At 40.1% G+C, this 14,860-nt stretch carries 12 protein-coding genes and 1 pseudogene; 8 read left to right on the top strand and 5 right to left on the bottom strand.

The features are described from left to right. The first annotated feature begins 21 nt into the window (after positions 1–21). Complete coding sequence (locus J2W55_RS14060) at positions 22–1,077, top strand: hypothetical protein (RefSeq protein WP_310096616.1); 1,056 nt, start codon at positions 22–24, stop codon at positions 1,075–1,077. A 306-nt stretch (positions 1,078–1,383) separates the two neighbouring features. Here J2W55_RS14060 and J2W55_RS14055 read toward each other — a convergent pair whose 3' ends face one another. After that, the gene (locus tag J2W55_RS14055) at positions 1,384–1,695 is read right to left on the bottom strand and encodes a hypothetical protein (protein WP_310096614.1); all 312 of its coding nucleotides are present in this window, start codon (positions 1,693–1,695) and stop codon (positions 1,384–1,386) included. Positions 1,696–2,025: 330 nt separating this feature from the next. On the opposite strand from J2W55_RS14055, the pseudogene J2W55_RS14045 reads away from it, so the two are divergent. Then, positions 2,026–2,267: pseudogene (locus tag J2W55_RS14045) on the top strand (winged helix-turn-helix transcriptional regulator). Between the two features lie 908 nt (positions 2,268–3,175). Beyond that, positions 3,176–3,379, top strand: a complete 204-nt coding sequence (locus tag J2W55_RS14040; protein WP_310096612.1) for a hypothetical protein — start codon at positions 3,176–3,178, stop codon at positions 3,377–3,379. 199 nt (positions 3,380–3,578) lie between these two features. Here the strand turns inward: J2W55_RS14040 and J2W55_RS14035 are convergent, their stop codons facing one another. From J2W55_RS14035 to J2W55_RS14020, 4 genes are all read right to left on the bottom strand, one after another. After that, positions 3,579–3,764 (bottom strand): hypothetical protein, encoded by a 186-nt coding sequence (locus J2W55_RS14035; protein ID WP_310096610.1) that lies wholly within the window; start codon positions 3,762–3,764, stop codon positions 3,579–3,581. Positions 3,765–4,258: 494 nt separating this feature from the next. Next, positions 4,259–4,621, bottom strand: a complete 363-nt coding sequence (locus J2W55_RS14030) for a hypothetical protein (RefSeq protein WP_310096608.1) — start codon at positions 4,619–4,621, stop codon at positions 4,259–4,261. Between the two features lie 145 nt (positions 4,622–4,766). Next, positions 4,767–5,165 carry a hypothetical protein gene (locus tag J2W55_RS14025; RefSeq protein WP_310096606.1) on the bottom strand — a complete coding sequence of 133 codons (399 nt, stop codon included), beginning with the start codon at positions 5,163–5,165 and terminating at the stop codon, positions 4,767–4,769. A 1-nt stretch (position 5,166) separates the two neighbouring features. After that, a complete protein-coding gene (locus J2W55_RS14020) occupies positions 5,167–5,439 on the bottom strand; it encodes a hypothetical protein (protein ID WP_310096604.1) in 273 nt (90 codons plus the stop codon). A gap of 1,047 nt (positions 5,440–6,486) precedes the next feature. On the opposite strand from J2W55_RS14020, the gene J2W55_RS14015 reads away from it, so the two are divergent. The 5 genes from J2W55_RS14015 to J2W55_RS13995 all read left to right on the top strand — a co-directional run bounded on the left by J2W55_RS14015 (position 6,487) and on the right by J2W55_RS13995 (position 14,261). Next, the gene (locus tag J2W55_RS14015) at positions 6,487–8,016 is read left to right on the top strand and encodes an ammonium transporter (RefSeq protein WP_310096603.1); all 1,530 of its coding nucleotides are present in this window, start codon (positions 6,487–6,489) and stop codon (positions 8,014–8,016) included. Positions 8,017–8,088: 72 nt separating this feature from the next. Then, a complete protein-coding gene (nhaA, locus tag J2W55_RS14010) occupies positions 8,089–9,315 on the top strand; it encodes a Na+/H+ antiporter NhaA (RefSeq protein ID WP_310096601.1) in 1,227 nt (408 codons plus the stop codon). 150 nt (positions 9,316–9,465) lie between these two features. Further along, positions 9,466–10,146: a response regulator transcription factor gene (locus tag J2W55_RS14005; protein ID WP_310096599.1), complete on the top strand. Its 681-nt coding sequence runs from the start codon at positions 9,466–9,468 to the stop codon at positions 10,144–10,146. Then, positions 10,143–11,519, top strand: a complete 1,377-nt coding sequence (locus J2W55_RS14000) for a HAMP domain-containing protein (RefSeq protein WP_310096598.1) — start codon at positions 10,143–10,145, stop codon at positions 11,517–11,519. Before J2W55_RS14005 ends, J2W55_RS14000 begins: the two co-directional genes overlap by 4 nt. A 372-nt stretch (positions 11,520–11,891) precedes the next feature. Next, complete coding sequence (locus tag J2W55_RS13995) at positions 11,892–14,261, top strand: FtsX-like permease family protein (RefSeq protein ID WP_310096596.1); 2,370 nt, start codon at positions 11,892–11,894, stop codon at positions 14,259–14,261. Positions 14,262–14,860: the final 599 nt, after the last annotated feature.

The raw sequence follows: 14,860 nt of genomic DNA, 5'->3' as shown, positions 1-14,860 counted from the left end.
TAGTAAGCTATTTTTAAGGAGATGACCGCCATATATGGAAGATTTAATATTGATATGTTGCCGATTGAGACTATCAATGTTACAGGAAAAATTGACGAGTTCCTGAAGGGTAATACAATTGAAATTCCAAAAGACACTAATTTTGATACGCTGTTTGGCACGGTTGGCAACAACGAAAGAAACTACTTGCAGATATCTGTCAATGATCAGGTGTTTAATATAGCAGAAGACGAATATATTGAGAATATCAAACTCGATTTGCTAAAGAAAGTTAATAGCATAAAGATTGTTTATTATATATATACAAGTCCAAATTCGAATTGGCGTGGCATAGTTTCAGGGCAATTATACCAATTGAAAAGCTATGGCATATTATCAGAGGCCGATTTGTATGTTCATGTTACTGACAGGAATAATTATACGGAAGAAATAAAAACCCTCATTACCAACATAGTCCCCGCCGCCATAATCAGCACCTCATCCATTAATCAATTTGAGTATCCTGCAATTAAATTATTGCATGACTTAGCAATACAATATCCAAATAATAATTTCATTTACTTTCATAGTAAGGGAATGACACATAATTTGCATTCACGATCTCTTCAGGAAATGATGCTATTTACCAAAACATTTGAAAATTGGCGTAAAAACATACAGTTGCTTAATAAGGAAGGAAAAAATAAGATGGGTTTATTTTCATCTGAACGTGGGTGGATATGGTATAATTTCTGGTATGCCAAAGGCAACTATTTAGCAAGTTGTACAGCACCCGAAATCTCTGATTTTAGATATTATTATGAAGCGTGGCTTGGTGAGGCTGCTCCTGATCAACAAATACCTGCCACTGATTGTATCAATCTGTTTACAATAAAAAATGTATCTAAGTCGTATTTTACACCTGTTGAGGCTGATATTTATAAAGAAAATCTCATGGAGAAATTATTTTCACATGCCGAATCAAAGAATTTTCGCGTGGTTCGAACATCCTTTATGATATATTGCCAGTTAAAGGTTGACTCTTTCTTTAAACAATTCAAGAAATCGAATCTGAAAAAGGTATTCAATATTAAATAGGCATCCGGGGGCAGAATAACTATAGCTACAGATATTCTTTGTTTCAAACGAAAATAATATAAATTGCTAATACGTAATCTACATAATTCCTTCTGTTATTATTGCTGCGTTTTATCGTTTTCCTGATGACTTACACTTGTTGCATACCATATATGAAATATGCTGATAAGCAAGGGACTAATTACACACATGGACTTAATTAATCCTGCTGTATATGGGAAATAAAATTCGCTATAAGGACATTTGAGTTTATCAATTCGGGATTTATACTATCTGTATAAACAACAGAATTTCTATTTCCCTGAATTAAATTAAAGTGTTAATGTATCTGTAGCACGCTTTACTGCTAACCGTAGGTGTTGCCTGTCCTTCCGATACAAATGATGCTGCGACGTAAACTTGTTGGAACAAGCTTAATTGGTAATCTGCACCATCAAGAATATCAACTTCTACCAATTCAACATCTTTGCTCAATACGGCATAAATGACACTATCTTCAAAGTGTCTTTCAGAATCTGTAATCTCAGACATCAGGCTACTTTCATATTCGGTTGAGATCAGTTTTCCAATACGCTCGCCGTTTGCCAATGTTTTGATTCTAATTGCGTCTATTTTCATAATGTAAATGTAGTTATAGGATTTCTGATTACATCCTTAACCATTTTACAAAGGGACGTTAGTAAGTGCTGTTAATTCAGTTTTTGCCGACCTCTATAAAGTAAGAATTTTAGGATTTTTCCGAATTGTAATAGAGGGTGAGATAATAATTATTCTGCATAATCGCGTGTTTTGCGCCAATGCCCTTGTCAATTTGACCAACTTACAGGACATTTGCTCTGTAAAATTAATCTGAAATGAGATTTGAACAACAAAATAGAAGATAGCCTCTGTCCTTTCACCACAACGATCGCGTTGATTGGGGGACGATGGAAATCGATCATCATTTATATGCTTTTAGACCATACCAAAAGATTTGGCGAAATAGCTGCAAGGATGCCATCCTTTTCCAGAAAAGTGCTGACCGAACAGTTGAGGAATTAGAAGCTGATGGTCTGATCAACCGAAAGAAATTCAACGAAATCCCTCCGCGTGTAGAGTATTCCTTAACAGACCTGGGGCGAAGCTTAAAACCAATATTAATCGATATTGCAACTTGGGGGCTGGAAAATATCTTGGATGCCAAAATATAAATCCAGTATCTCCAATTTAACTGATTGATGCAGAAAAGAAAAGATTTTTGATCCGGGCAAAACTAATCAGATTGCTGGCGAATTAGGATTTAAATATCAGCAGCATTTTACAAGACTGTTCAAACATAATCTGCTAATCCCCCCAAAAATTGTAAAAGCCTTTAGCAGGAATACTTTGAATATAGCTGATATGACTTAGAAAGCCGATTTGACATAAAAAAACCGTACTTCGAACATTTCGAAGTACGGTTAATACCTTAATTAGCTAAATTTAGAACAGTACTCCTTGACGTAGTTGGTTCGAACCAGTTTATACAAGAACTAATTTTGTTATCGAAGTTCCCGCTAAGATAAAATATTAATTGAACGTTAATGATAATTGGATATTCCCGAGGCGTTGACAAGCGTGCTTCAGAATACTGCTCAGCGTGGATAAACAATAGTACTTGCCTCCTCTTCGCCAATTTGCTTTCGTTTCCTAAAAACTTGAAATAAAGCGCTAAAGGTTAGGTGTCCCGGTGGTCCCGAAACTGTCAAGCTTATCCGCTGTTCCCCAATGTTCCGTTAACGCACGCCGCCGGGCCGTTCGGCAATGCCCGGCCTTCCTCTGTCCGGATAAAAGCGATCATGCTGTTTTCATATTGAAGATTGAGTCAGGCCTAATTTATATATTCCGCATTGGTAGGAATATCCATTCAGTAATTGTCTCGGAAAGTAAAGATTATTTGATATAGTCAAGAAATGACTGTATTCAACAGAAACCTACAAATAACCAAGCCCAGCTTTGTATTGGCGGGGCTTGGTTATTACTACTTTGTTAAGCATAACAGTCCGAAGTCGGAGGCATTCGGACAGCGCTGAAACTCTACGGACAGTGGGTTAGGCCCTCTATCGAGGTGGTTATCCGTATGGCGGATGCTCGGGATGTTTCATTGGATTACCTTGTTGGCAAAACGGATATGGAACTGGACAGTTCTACCCTTAATCGCATCCGGGAAGTGACCGCCCTGCCTGATGAAGACAGAAAACAAGTCTTTATGGTTGTGAATGCCCTCATCCGTGATTTTAAGCTAAAAAAGCTTATGCCCATTAAACAACAAAGCCCCGGTTAAGGGGCATGGTTATTAATACTTTTATTTATTCTTAATGTAAGGCTCGGGATGTTTCAGGTATTCTTGGGTCACTTCCTGTACATCATGCAAAGGATAGCTTGTAAAAAGTAAAGCCCAACGCTGTGGCTGTACTTTTTAACTCAATGAAGCTTAACGCTTTGTGTAATCGTATTACTTCGAGCTCTTAGTAATACGATTACTACTTCCTCTTTAATCCATTAAATTCTAAAATAGGGTCAATCGATGCATCATTGAGTTCAACTTCTTTAAGGATAGATATAACTTTGTTTACATCTTTTCTTTCAATTGCTTCATAAAAAGCGTCGATCAAACCACTTACATATAAGCGTTCATTCACTGTCATTCCTAAATATTTCTTTTCCATAATTAAAATGCGGGATTTGCACCTGATACTCTTGTTTTCTTTACGTCCTTTGGATTGATAATGTATTCTGGGATACCCCCTCCTTTATGGCCATCTAATGGTTGAGCTAGCCTTTTTTCGATAATCTTACTAGGATCCACAAGTCCTTCTATCACAAATTGGCCTGTACTCGTTGCGCCACTTGCACCTCCAGATGGAAGACCCGCAGCCTCTCTAAAGTTATCTACGCTACTGGGATTGCTTTGGGTCCAAGAAAAGCCGTCTGCTCTTGCATCCCACCAAATACTCGGAATACTTTACTCTCTGTCGATACTCCTTCGGCAACTTTCGCAACCTCTCCAAGTTTTGCAGCTTCACCCATTTTAGCAACATCACCAGCTTTTCCAATGTCACCTCCTGGTATACCTAACTGGATTGCTTCGCCTGTAACAACTGCTAGGTATTGCGTCTTCAGTCTTCGGAATGGTTTCCGCAATACTAATAGTTTGTTTGTTTTATATTAGCGCGGCACTAACGAGCGTCGTACGCACTCCAGAACCAGTAAGACTAATGTCCATCCCAACCGAATCTCCATAAAACTTGCCACTATGCGGAATGTCTAAGCCATTAACAGTTAGCTTAAAGTGAAACCCTGCTATATCAAGCTTCCCATCTTCTATCGGAAACTCGCCATGCGGACTTTTGACGGTACCGATGATCGAATCACCAACAAGTGAAAGATTGTATAGCAATGGGTATTTGGTACCATCGGCAGCAATTAGCTTGCCCGCCCATTTTCCAGAAAGATCAGCATGCGCTACGATAAAAATGGCAAAAGCGCATAAGAATAAAGCGAGTGTAAATGTCTTCTTTTTCATGATATGGTTAGTTGAATTGAGCTAATACTTGATTCGCGATATCAAACAAATGGAGAGCCATACTGCACACTTGGGTTGATAAATTTATTTTTTTGCCTTTTATAGTTCACTGCAACTTTTAGGAAATTAAGTTCATCCAGTGTTTTCATACGCAAACAAATTGTTGTTCAGAAATAGTGAAAACATCTCTCGTTTCTTTGTTTTTGTCATGAAATGCATAGAATACTTCGATGTTTTCCTGATCCAAGAATCGTTTTAGATAAAGCATTTCAAACGTTCGTTTTGATTGATAAATCGCCTTATCATTAATCGAGATGTAATTTAAAGTAAAGAAATTATCTGCTTTCCACTTTGAAATGCGATGATATTTAATGAAATAAATTTTTTGACAAGCGTCATCTTCTAAAAAGCTATCAACAATACAATTGTCTGAAATTAAAGTATCTCCCAGATATAAAGAGCAGATCCATGGACCGCCCATATTAAGAATCTGATCTACATTCTCAATCTTAAATTCTAATCCACAAAGTTGTTTATTCATCATATTAAGGTTTTATAAAAGGTACTTTTTCTGGCACATATATTTGTAACCAAGTTCCCGGTAATAGTCCTGGTTGAGGCCCTACGGAAGCCGAATCACTTGCCGCCAAATTTGTTACACTGAAACTTGCCACGGGTAAGTCAGCGGAGGATTTTATTTCTTTGATTTGCGCGGATATTTTTTGATCTGCAAATAGAGAGAAAAAAATAGCAGATAAAGGGCGTAGTGTTTCATGGCAACCGAATTTAATTTTTTGAACACCAATGCCTTGAGGCAAATATATGTATTATTATTTGCCAGGTTTGCAAAAATTTTGCGGACCACTCATCATCCTTGTCATATCTAAACACAACTGAAATAGCTGAAATAATAAAGCCCGGATCACTCGCTGACGGAGCTTTGTTATGATACCAGCTTTAACTTCAAACGACGAAGCCGGGAGTTTGATCAACAAAAAATTGTTGGTCATGCCAAGGACTATTTGCAGCCCGAACAAGACTTGAACCAACAATGAACATGGAACATTTAACATCTAAATTAAATTTGCGAGTCGCTTTATATCATCCGTAAAATGGTTCGAGAAGTACCTATTGGGGAGCAATACCAAGATTTTATCTTTACATTGACTTTGTAATTGTAACGCAGAGCCTCAGTCGATTTTATTTGTGCGGTTCTCTGATCGAAAAATCGTCCTGGATGCTAATAACCATAAGTTATTGCGATCTCCTATAATTTACGGGGTTAGCTGATCCTTCAACCAAGCGACTTGCTGTAACCCCTTGTCAATGCTCAGCACATCACTACTAAATTTCTTTTTTCTCTTCTTCGTTCGAAACAATATAACCATCCTCGCTGACACTGTATTTAGAATAGAATTCAACTGACTGCTTGCCGGCGTTTCCTTCACGTTTGCGTTTTTTCAACGGAAGAAGCGGTAAAGAAACAAAACAAAGGAACAGTATGATTTTTATAATTGTCAAGGCCATATTAGTGAATCTTTAAAGCTTTTTCAGAAAAACATTATCTAATGGATTGGTTTTTTTATTAATTGTTAGTTTTTTATTATTTAAAAATGGAAAAACATAAAAAAAATAACTAAAATTCTGCTTTATTAATATAAATCTATTTATAAACGGCCGCTAAAATCATGTCGAATTTAAATTCTAAGGTTTTTCTAAGGTTCTAATGATTCATTAATATGTATTTTTAGCATAAGTCATTTATAAAGCGTTAAAGAACGGCACTAGAATGCTTTTATTTCGATTTAAAATTAAAAAAAGCTTAAAATTTACATATAAGTCAATCAAACTAACCCTTTTAACACATGAAAATTAAAATTCTACAAAAAAAAATCCCGGCATACCTGGTCTTAGGTATGATCCTACTCGTTGCTTTTGTTTTAATAGAGCCGGTTCGCTCGTTTGCCCAGGATGCTACCGGTGGAAAAACCGGTACCATCACTGATGTCACCGCGGCCAAACCCGGTGCACCTACTGCCGCTGAACTTGGGGACGCCGTTGGTCACAACAAAATCGCCATCAACATTATGTGGACACTTATTGCTGGTTTCCTGGTGATGTTCATGCAAGCCGGTTTCGCTTTGGTTGAAACTGGTTTTACGCAAAAGAAAAACGTAGCTCACACCATGGGGATGAACTTTTTAGTTTATGCATTGGGTATGTTTGGTTTCTGGATCTGCGGCTTCGCCTTTATGTTCGGCGGTGCTTTAAACGCGGCAACTTTAGGTGGTGCACCTGGTGTAGTCAGCCATGAGGTCATTATACATATGTTTGGTCATGATTTTGGAATTGCCGGTTCTGTAGGCTTTTTCCTGAACAGCAAAGTGTATGATGTGGGTGTATTTACACTGTTCCTGTTTCAAATGGTGTTCATGGATACTACCGCCACCATCCCTACAGGCTCAATGGCTGAAAGATGGTCATTTAAATCATTCCTCATCTTCGGTCTATTCATCTCCATGTTCGTATACCCTCTATATGGCAACTGGGTATGGGGCGGCGGCTGGTTGTCTCAGTTAGGAGCTAACTTCCATTTAGGTCATGGCATGGTTGATTTTGCTGGCTCATCAGTTGTACACATGGTAGGTGGTGTTGCTGCACTTGCCGGTGCTATCATTATTGGGCCGCGTATTGGTAAATTCAATGCACACGGTACTGCTAATACTATTCCCGGTCACAATATACCGATGGCTTTACTGGGCACCTTCATCCTGGCTTTGGGTTGGTTTGGTTTCAACCCTGGTTCAACATTAGCCGGTGGGGATTTCCGTATCAGCATTGTTGCAGTGAATACCATGATGGCCGGCACCGCCGGAACGCTTGCCGTATTGGCACTTCTTTATATACAGAAAAAGAAACCCGATCCTGGCATGCTGGCCAACGGCATGCTGGCTGGCTTAGTGGCGATTACAGCTCCTTGCGCTTTTGTAAACTCGATATCATCGGTTATTATCGGCGCAATAGCAGGTTGCCTGGTAGTTTTAACCATTCATTTAATGGATAATAAATTCAGGATCGATGATCCTGTAGGTGCTTTTGCAGTCCATGGTGTAAATGGAGCCTGGGGTGTACTGTCATTAGGCTTATTTGCCGATGGTTCTTACGGTGATGGCTGGAATGGTGTCGCAGGCCCGGTAAAAGGTTTGTTTTATGGTGATGCCAGTCAATTTGGCGCGCAATGCGTAGGTACGCTTACCTGCGGCGTATTTGTATTCATAGTGATGTATATCTTCTTCAAGGTATCAAATAAAATTACCCCAATAAGGGTAAAAGCGGAAGACGAAGTTGCCGGATTGGACATACCAGAAATGGGTGTTTTGGGCTACGTTGATTAATTAAGTTTGAAAGTTGAAAATTACCTGCCTGCGAGAGGCAGGTAATTTTATTAAAAGGAAAGGGAATGTTACATGAAAAGGATATTATTAAAAGCCATCAATCCATTAAGGATATTAATTAACGACAGCCGTTTTACTGGCCTGATGTTAATTGCCTGCACCGTACTTTCCATGTGTCTGGCCAATTCGGGATTCGCGACTGCCTACAAAAAGTTTTGGCATGGCGATCTGGTAACCCTTTCATCTATACCCCTGCCCGAAAACTTTTTAAGCTGGATCAACAATTTCCTGATGGCTTTTTTCTTTTTGATGGCTGGCATGGAAATCAAACGGGAATTGGTCAGCGGTGAGCTTTCTTCTTTTAAAAAGGCAGTACTTCCTTTTGGAGCGGCCCTTGGCGGCATGACCGTGCCTGCATTGATATTCGTCGCCTTTAACCTGCATACCAGTTATTTACATGGTTGGGGAATACCCACAGCTACCGACATCGCTTTCTCGGTTGGCATAGCCTCCCTGCTGGGTAAGCGAATACCTGTAGGTTTGAAAATACTACTGATGGCGTTGGCCATTATTGATGATCTGGGGGCCATCGTTGTTATCGCCCTATTTTATGGCGGACATATCAACTGGTTATTTTTGGGTATCGGCGGATTGCTTTACGCGGCATTGTTCGCAGTCAATTATGCAAAGATCAAATTCGGCCCGATGCAAATTGTGCTTTCCCTGGCACTTTGGTATGCTTTTTTTAACTCCGGAATAGAATCAAGCATTGTCGGTGTTTTGGTCGCCTTCGCTACACCGGTTGCAGAACTGCCGAAAATTGAAAAGGCCATACACCGATGGGTGAATTTCCTGATCATCCCATTGTTTGCCTTAGCAAACACAGCGATATTATTACCGGAACATATAATAGGATCGTTAGGTACTACTGTTGGTCTGGGTATTATATTCGGCCTGGTGATTGGCAAACCCATCGGCATTTTCCTGTTCAGCCGGATACTGGTGGCCTGTAAAGTTGCCAGTTTACCCCGTAATGTGGAGTGGAAGCAGGTTTTCGGAATGGGGACACTTGCAGGTATCGGTTTCACGATGTCAATATTTACCACTATGCTGGCTTTTAAAGCGGAAGCTTTTCAGGATATCGCTAAAGTTGCCATATTAGTCAGCGTTTTACTATCATTAATATTCAGCATGGCTTACTTCCTGATCATCAGCGTCAATATGAAATTTGAACATGCAGGTGAAACAGAGCAAGCCCCTTCGACAGCAGAAGGCAAGCTGGAACTTGAATTAGGATAAGTTATATTTTACTATATATCTTGTTTTGGGTCTTTTATTTTAGGGAAATAATGGAAACCACTTAAAGCTTCGGACTAATCAACCGGAGCTTTATCTGTATATTGGGGCATCGTCCGTTATGTTTATTTTACGCTTATCTCTTCATTATACATGATTTATAAAATTCTGCTATTAGAAGACGATTATAAAATGTCCAACGAGATCAAGATTTTCCTGGACAGCCGGGGATTGTTTTGCGATGTCGTGTACGATGGTAAGTTGTTTTTCAAACATCTCCTGATTGAAAACTATGGACTATATATTTTGGATGTCAATGTACCTTCTCTTAACGGCATCGAAGTGTGTAAGAAAATCCGGGCAACAGATAAAATTAAGCCAATCCTGATATTAACGGCCTACAGTGATGTGGAAAACAAAATCATAGCATTTGAATCCGGTGCAGATGACTATCTCGTGAAGCCGTTTCACCTGGAAGAATTATTCGCGCGTATTAACGCCCTCCTGCGAAGGAGCTATCACATAGATGAGGCCAACAGACAAATCCTGGTTGTTGACGATCTTATTATATACACCGGTGAAATGAAGGTAACCAGGGCCGGGAAAGAAATCGCCCTGACTCCTAAGGAATACAAACTTGTCGAATTACTCGCGATAGCAGAAGGCAAACCGGTTTCCAAGCAAACGATTGCGACCAGGGTATGGGATATCAACTTTGAAACCGGAACAAATACTATAGAGGTATATATTAATTATTTAAGAAATAAGATCGATAAAGGCTTTAACAGGCCACTGGTTCATACCCGTGCAGGATTTGGTTATTATCTCAAATGAATTTAAAACAGCGCTTTTCGTTTATTTTCAGCTCTCTCTTTTCAGTGCTTTTAGCTACTGTTACCTTAACCGTATACCTGCTATTTGCCCATTTCAGACAAGATGAGTTTTCCGCGTTAATGGCCGAAAAAGCCCAAACAACGGCAAAACTCCTTATTGAAGTGAAAGAAATTGACTATAAAATGCAGAAGATCATTGACAGCAACAGCATCAATAAACTCTATAAAGAAAACACGCAGATTTATAACGAAGACTACAAACTGATCTATAACAGCAATGATACGCAAACCGTAGATTTAACCCATACCGATCTTGACCAAATAAAAAAAGAGCACCGGATCTTTAAAAAGGACGAACAGTATGATATTCTCGGACTGTATTATACCTATGACTGCAAGCATTATTACGTAGTAGTTTCGGCCGAAGACACTTACGACAACAATAAACTTAATTATTTAAAATATCTCCTGTTCGGCGCTTTTATCATAGGCACCGCCGTTGTCTGGCTCTTATCCTTCAGTTTGAGTAAAAAGGCGTTGCAACCATTGGATAACTTCCGTAAAAGGATACAGAAAATAACGGACAGCAATTTGAAGGTCAGGCTCTCAGAAGCCAAGCGGGAAGACGAAATCAACGCGCTGGCCCATTCCTTTAATCAGATGATGGACCGGATCGACAACGCCTATAACAGGCAAAAGGAATTTACGGGCAATGCTTCTCACGAATTACGGACACCTGTTGCCCGTGTGGCAGCACAAATAGAGAATCTAATTCGGCGACCTGACCTGGACTACGTTATAAGGACAAATCTGATCAGCATTTTCGAAGACACATTCCAGCTTTCCGAAATTATCAGTTCACTGGTGGCATTAGCTGACATCAACAGCAGTGAACATCAGTTCTCTTTTACCAGGATCAGACTGGATGAACTGGTATTCAACGTCGTGGCCGGTCTATCAAAAGTTTTTCCGGACTTTAAATTAAAATTTGAAATTGAGAACAATACCGGAATTACAGCAGAACCTGAAATTGCCGGCGACGAAACCCTGTTAAAAATCGCCCTGTTGAATCTGTTTAAAAATGCCTACATCTATTCTGATAATCACGCACTGGAGTGCCTGATCAGGCAAGGCGACCAAGGAATTGACCTGCTGATCACCAATACAGGAGCGGTTCCGAAAATAGATGATACAGCCACTCTTTTCACCGCCTTTTACCGGGGCAGCAACATTGGAAACATTGCCGGAAGCGGGATTGGATTGAGTATTGTTAAGCGGGTACTCGAATATCATAAAGCCCATGTTATCTATAACATCATCGATCAGAATACCAATCAGGTGCACCTATCGTTTTACCCGCTAAAGGACGGTTAAATTGTGACTTATAAGACCTGATTTAGTCCAACAGTTTTTATACCTTTATTTTTTCGCAAGATTTGTAATTGATCTGCATCAAAAAAATCGGTTGGCAATTCGGTGTGTAGTGAATCTAATTTAAAATATTGAAAGTCAACTTATTGAGAATCGCGTTCGATTCCCCTGCCGGCTTGAACCGGCTATCGTCCGGCGCTCTCTGGATTCTGCTACTATAAGGCGCCACGTTCATCTTTGAACTATGTAATATAGGCAAGGATTATAATCCAACGGAAATAGTTTAAAAACTTAACAGAATTTAACGATTAAGTTGCTCAAGAAGTTCGTATTTTCATTTTCGGATATTAATTTCAATCAATTGGAGCATATCATATGATGAACATCTACCTTAAAATTGCCTGGCGAAGCATCACCAAAAGAACCTTCTACAATGTACTAAATATTTTTGGCCTGGCGCTTGCTATTGTCTGCTGTACACTGATCTACCTGTACAATAATTACCAGCTGAGCTTTGATACATATCACAAAAACGCAAACAACATCTTCCGGGTGGTATATGAACTGCATCTGGAAAAAACCGAATATGATAAGGGTAGCTCATTTGCTTTATATGATGCGCTGCGGACAAATAATTTGAAGATCAAACAGGTCGCATTTTCAATAAATAATCAAAGCTTTCTTGTGAACGTCGACGGTAGCCTCGACAAGCGTTTTAAAGAAGAAAAGAATGTTGCATTTACCAACACCGAATGGTTTAACCTATTCTCTTATCATTGGTTAAGCGGCGGTCCATCGCAGCTGAATGAACCTAATACCGTGGCCGTAACGCAAAAACAGGCGGATAAATATTTCGGCACTGCAGATGCTGTTGGACGAACAATTGCCATTAATGGGCAGCATCTTGCAGTTGTAGGTGTGATAGCGGATAGCCCCTACAATACTGATCTAAAATCTGACCTATACCTATCCTTACCGTCCCTTAAAACTTTATTACCTAAGGTTGAACCCGGCTTCTTTAAGGACTGGGGATATTTAAACAGCACCAACAGCACTTTCGTATCACTTGTTAAACCTGCGCAAAAGCAAACAGTTGAGCTTGAGCTAGCGCGTTTGACAAAGCAGCACCTTGGCGATGGGGCTAAGTATTATTCATTCAAATTACTTCCTTTAAAAAACGCACATTTTGATGCACGTTATGGTGGAAAGATCCAAAAGTCGTTATTGCTCGCACTTGGTATCATCGGGTTGCTAATATTGGCAATCGCCAGCATTAATTATATCAATATCATGATTGCCGGCCAGGCGCGCCGTAGTGTAGAGATTGGCACACGAAAGGTGCTGGGTGGATCGACCTGGCAACTATTCATGCAGTTCATTACGGAGTCATTATTGATCGGTTTGATTGCAGTGATCATTGCCGGCGGTGTTGTTTTGTTATTTATGCCTGCCATCAACAACTTATTGTTTGATGCCGAGCCGGTGCACATCCTATCGTTCAAAGAGCTTTTCTTGTTTTTGCTGATAATGCTGTTAATCATTACCACAGGTACCGGTGTTTATCCCGCGATGGTGCTGAGCCGGGTAAAAGTTTTTAACGCATTGAAAAATAATTTGTGGAACACCAAGGCCGGCGTTAGCCGAAAAGTGTTGGTAGTTATCCAAAACGTGATGGCGCAAACACTGATCACCTGCACCATCATTATTGTGATGCAGGTTGATTTTCTGAAGAATACAGACAAGGGCTTTGACCGTAAAGCCGTTATCATAGTGCCTGTCGGCAACATTACCGCCTCCCAAAAGGAGCAGTTACGCAACACGCTCAGGACGATGCCGGGCGTGCAGTCGTTTAGCTTTTGTAATAATCCGCCATCAAGTGATAGTCAACGAGGATCAACCGTTAAATTCAGCGACCGCGAGTGGGAAAAATGGCCGGTGCGTTTTGCCATTGGCGATTCAGCTTATGCCCGGACATTTGGTTTGCAACTGGTTGCCGGTAGGAACGCGCGTACCAACAATGCTATGCCTGAGTACTTGATCAACGAAGGTATGGCGAAGATGTTGCACGTTAAAAGTGTGAATGACATCCTGGGCAAAACCCTACTCCCCGGTGATGTGAAAGGCGTGATCGTGGGTATTGTTAAAGACTTTAACGTGCGCTCATTGATCGAACCTATTGAGCCTTCCGTGATTTTGGAACAAAAAGAAATTCAAACTAATGTAGCCATCAAGCTTTCGGGCGCGCATACCGAAAATACTTTGAGTAATTTAAGATCATCCTACGCTCGCATCTTACCCGATCAGGTATTCAGCTATAAGTTTATAGACGAGGAAATAGCGAGATTATACAAAACCCAAAACCTCCAGCAGAAGTTAATCTTAAGTGCAGCAGTCGTTGCGATCATCATTAGTTCGATGGGTTTACTGGGGCTGATCTCACTGATCACTATTCAGCGAACCAAAGAGATAGGTATTCGCAAGGTGCTGGGTGCAAGCATCACCGATATTACTACGATGCTTTCCAGGGAATTTTTGGTACTTGTGAGCGTCTCATTTGTTGTTGCCTCGCCTATTGCCTGGACGGCGATGCATTACTGGCTCAATGGCTTTGCTTATCGGATCACTATTCAATGGTGGATCTTTGCGCTGTCCGGTGTCTCCGCGGTTTTGATCGCTTTGATAACGGTGAGTTTTCAATCGGTAAAAGCAGCGTTAGGTAATCCTGTGGAAAGCTTAAGAAGCTAGTAAATATTAGCGAACATGAATGCCGCCTGTATTTTAATGGGACGACTTTGATGAATAATTTTGCAGAAATTGATAATGTTGGGAATCAACCAAAATGAAAATAATAGCACGCCATTGTCACATCTATGGATTATTAACGTTAACCAATGGCCAACCGTAACAATCTACATGACGTCTCGGAATATCGACAACTTCACGGATTTCGCAGACCAAAAGCTACAGCATAGACCATACTAAATGCTAACCAACAAATACGCGATGCAATTACTAAATCCACTTATTAATTAGCCCGAACAGGACTAAACTCGAACCGCTTGAGGGATGGAATTAAGATTTTATCGGCTATAGAATAATTGGTTCATACCCAGTCTGGGGACATTTTAGAATAGCGATCCCTCTGCAACTCATTACGTTAAACTTCCATATCCCTTTTCCCTTTTGAGTAAGCTTAAATTCACTATCTCCGTGATTGCTAACCCACCATAGGGGCTGTCAAAATTAGATTCTTCTGATCTTAAGGTTTGATATAGTTGGTCAATTTCTTTAATTTCGTCAGCATAGACGAACCCAACGTCATTTCTTGGAAAATTTCTTTTTAA

Source organism: Mucilaginibacter pocheonensis (assembly GCF_031456535.1).
Classification (GTDB): Bacteria; Bacteroidota; Bacteroidia; order Sphingobacteriales; family Sphingobacteriaceae; genus Mucilaginibacter; species Mucilaginibacter pocheonensis.
Note: the sequence above shows the minus strand (reverse complement) of the source record. Positions and strands in the feature narration are given on the sequence as shown.

What these genes read in the sequence shown, in the direction of transcription:
- nhaA (WP_310096601.1), top strand. Translation starts at nt 8,089, where the DNA reads ATGAAAAGGATATTATTAAAAGCCATCAATCCATTAAGGATATTAATT.
- J2W55_RS13995 (WP_310096596.1), top strand. Translation starts at nt 11,892, where the DNA reads ATGATGAACATCTACCTTAAAATTGCCTGGCGAAGCATCACCAAAAGA.
- J2W55_RS14055 (WP_310096614.1), bottom strand. Translation starts at nt 1,695, where the DNA reads ATGAAAATAGACGCAATTAGAATCAAAACATTGGCAAACGGCGAGCGT.
- J2W55_RS14015 (WP_310096603.1), top strand. Translation starts at nt 6,487, where the DNA reads ATGAAAATTAAAATTCTACAAAAAAAAATCCCGGCATACCTGGTCTTA.
- J2W55_RS14025 (WP_310096606.1), bottom strand. Translation starts at nt 5,165, where the DNA reads ATGATGAATAAACAACTTTGTGGATTAGAATTTAAGATTGAGAATGTA.
- J2W55_RS14005 (WP_310096599.1), top strand. Translation starts at nt 9,466, where the DNA reads ATGATTTATAAAATTCTGCTATTAGAAGACGATTATAAAATGTCCAAC.
- J2W55_RS14030 (WP_310096608.1), bottom strand. Translation starts at nt 4,621, where the DNA reads ATGAAAAAGAAGACATTTACACTCGCTTTATTCTTATGCGCTTTTGCC.
- J2W55_RS14040 (WP_310096612.1), top strand. Translation starts at nt 3,176, where the DNA reads ATGGCGGATGCTCGGGATGTTTCATTGGATTACCTTGTTGGCAAAACG.
- J2W55_RS14035 (WP_310096610.1), bottom strand. Translation starts at nt 3,764, where the DNA reads ATGGAAAAGAAATATTTAGGAATGACAGTGAATGAACGCTTATATGTA.
- J2W55_RS14060 (WP_310096616.1), top strand. Translation starts at nt 22, where the DNA reads ATGACCGCCATATATGGAAGATTTAATATTGATATGTTGCCGATTGAG.
- J2W55_RS14000 (WP_310096598.1), top strand. Translation starts at nt 10,143, where the DNA reads ATGAATTTAAAACAGCGCTTTTCGTTTATTTTCAGCTCTCTCTTTTCA.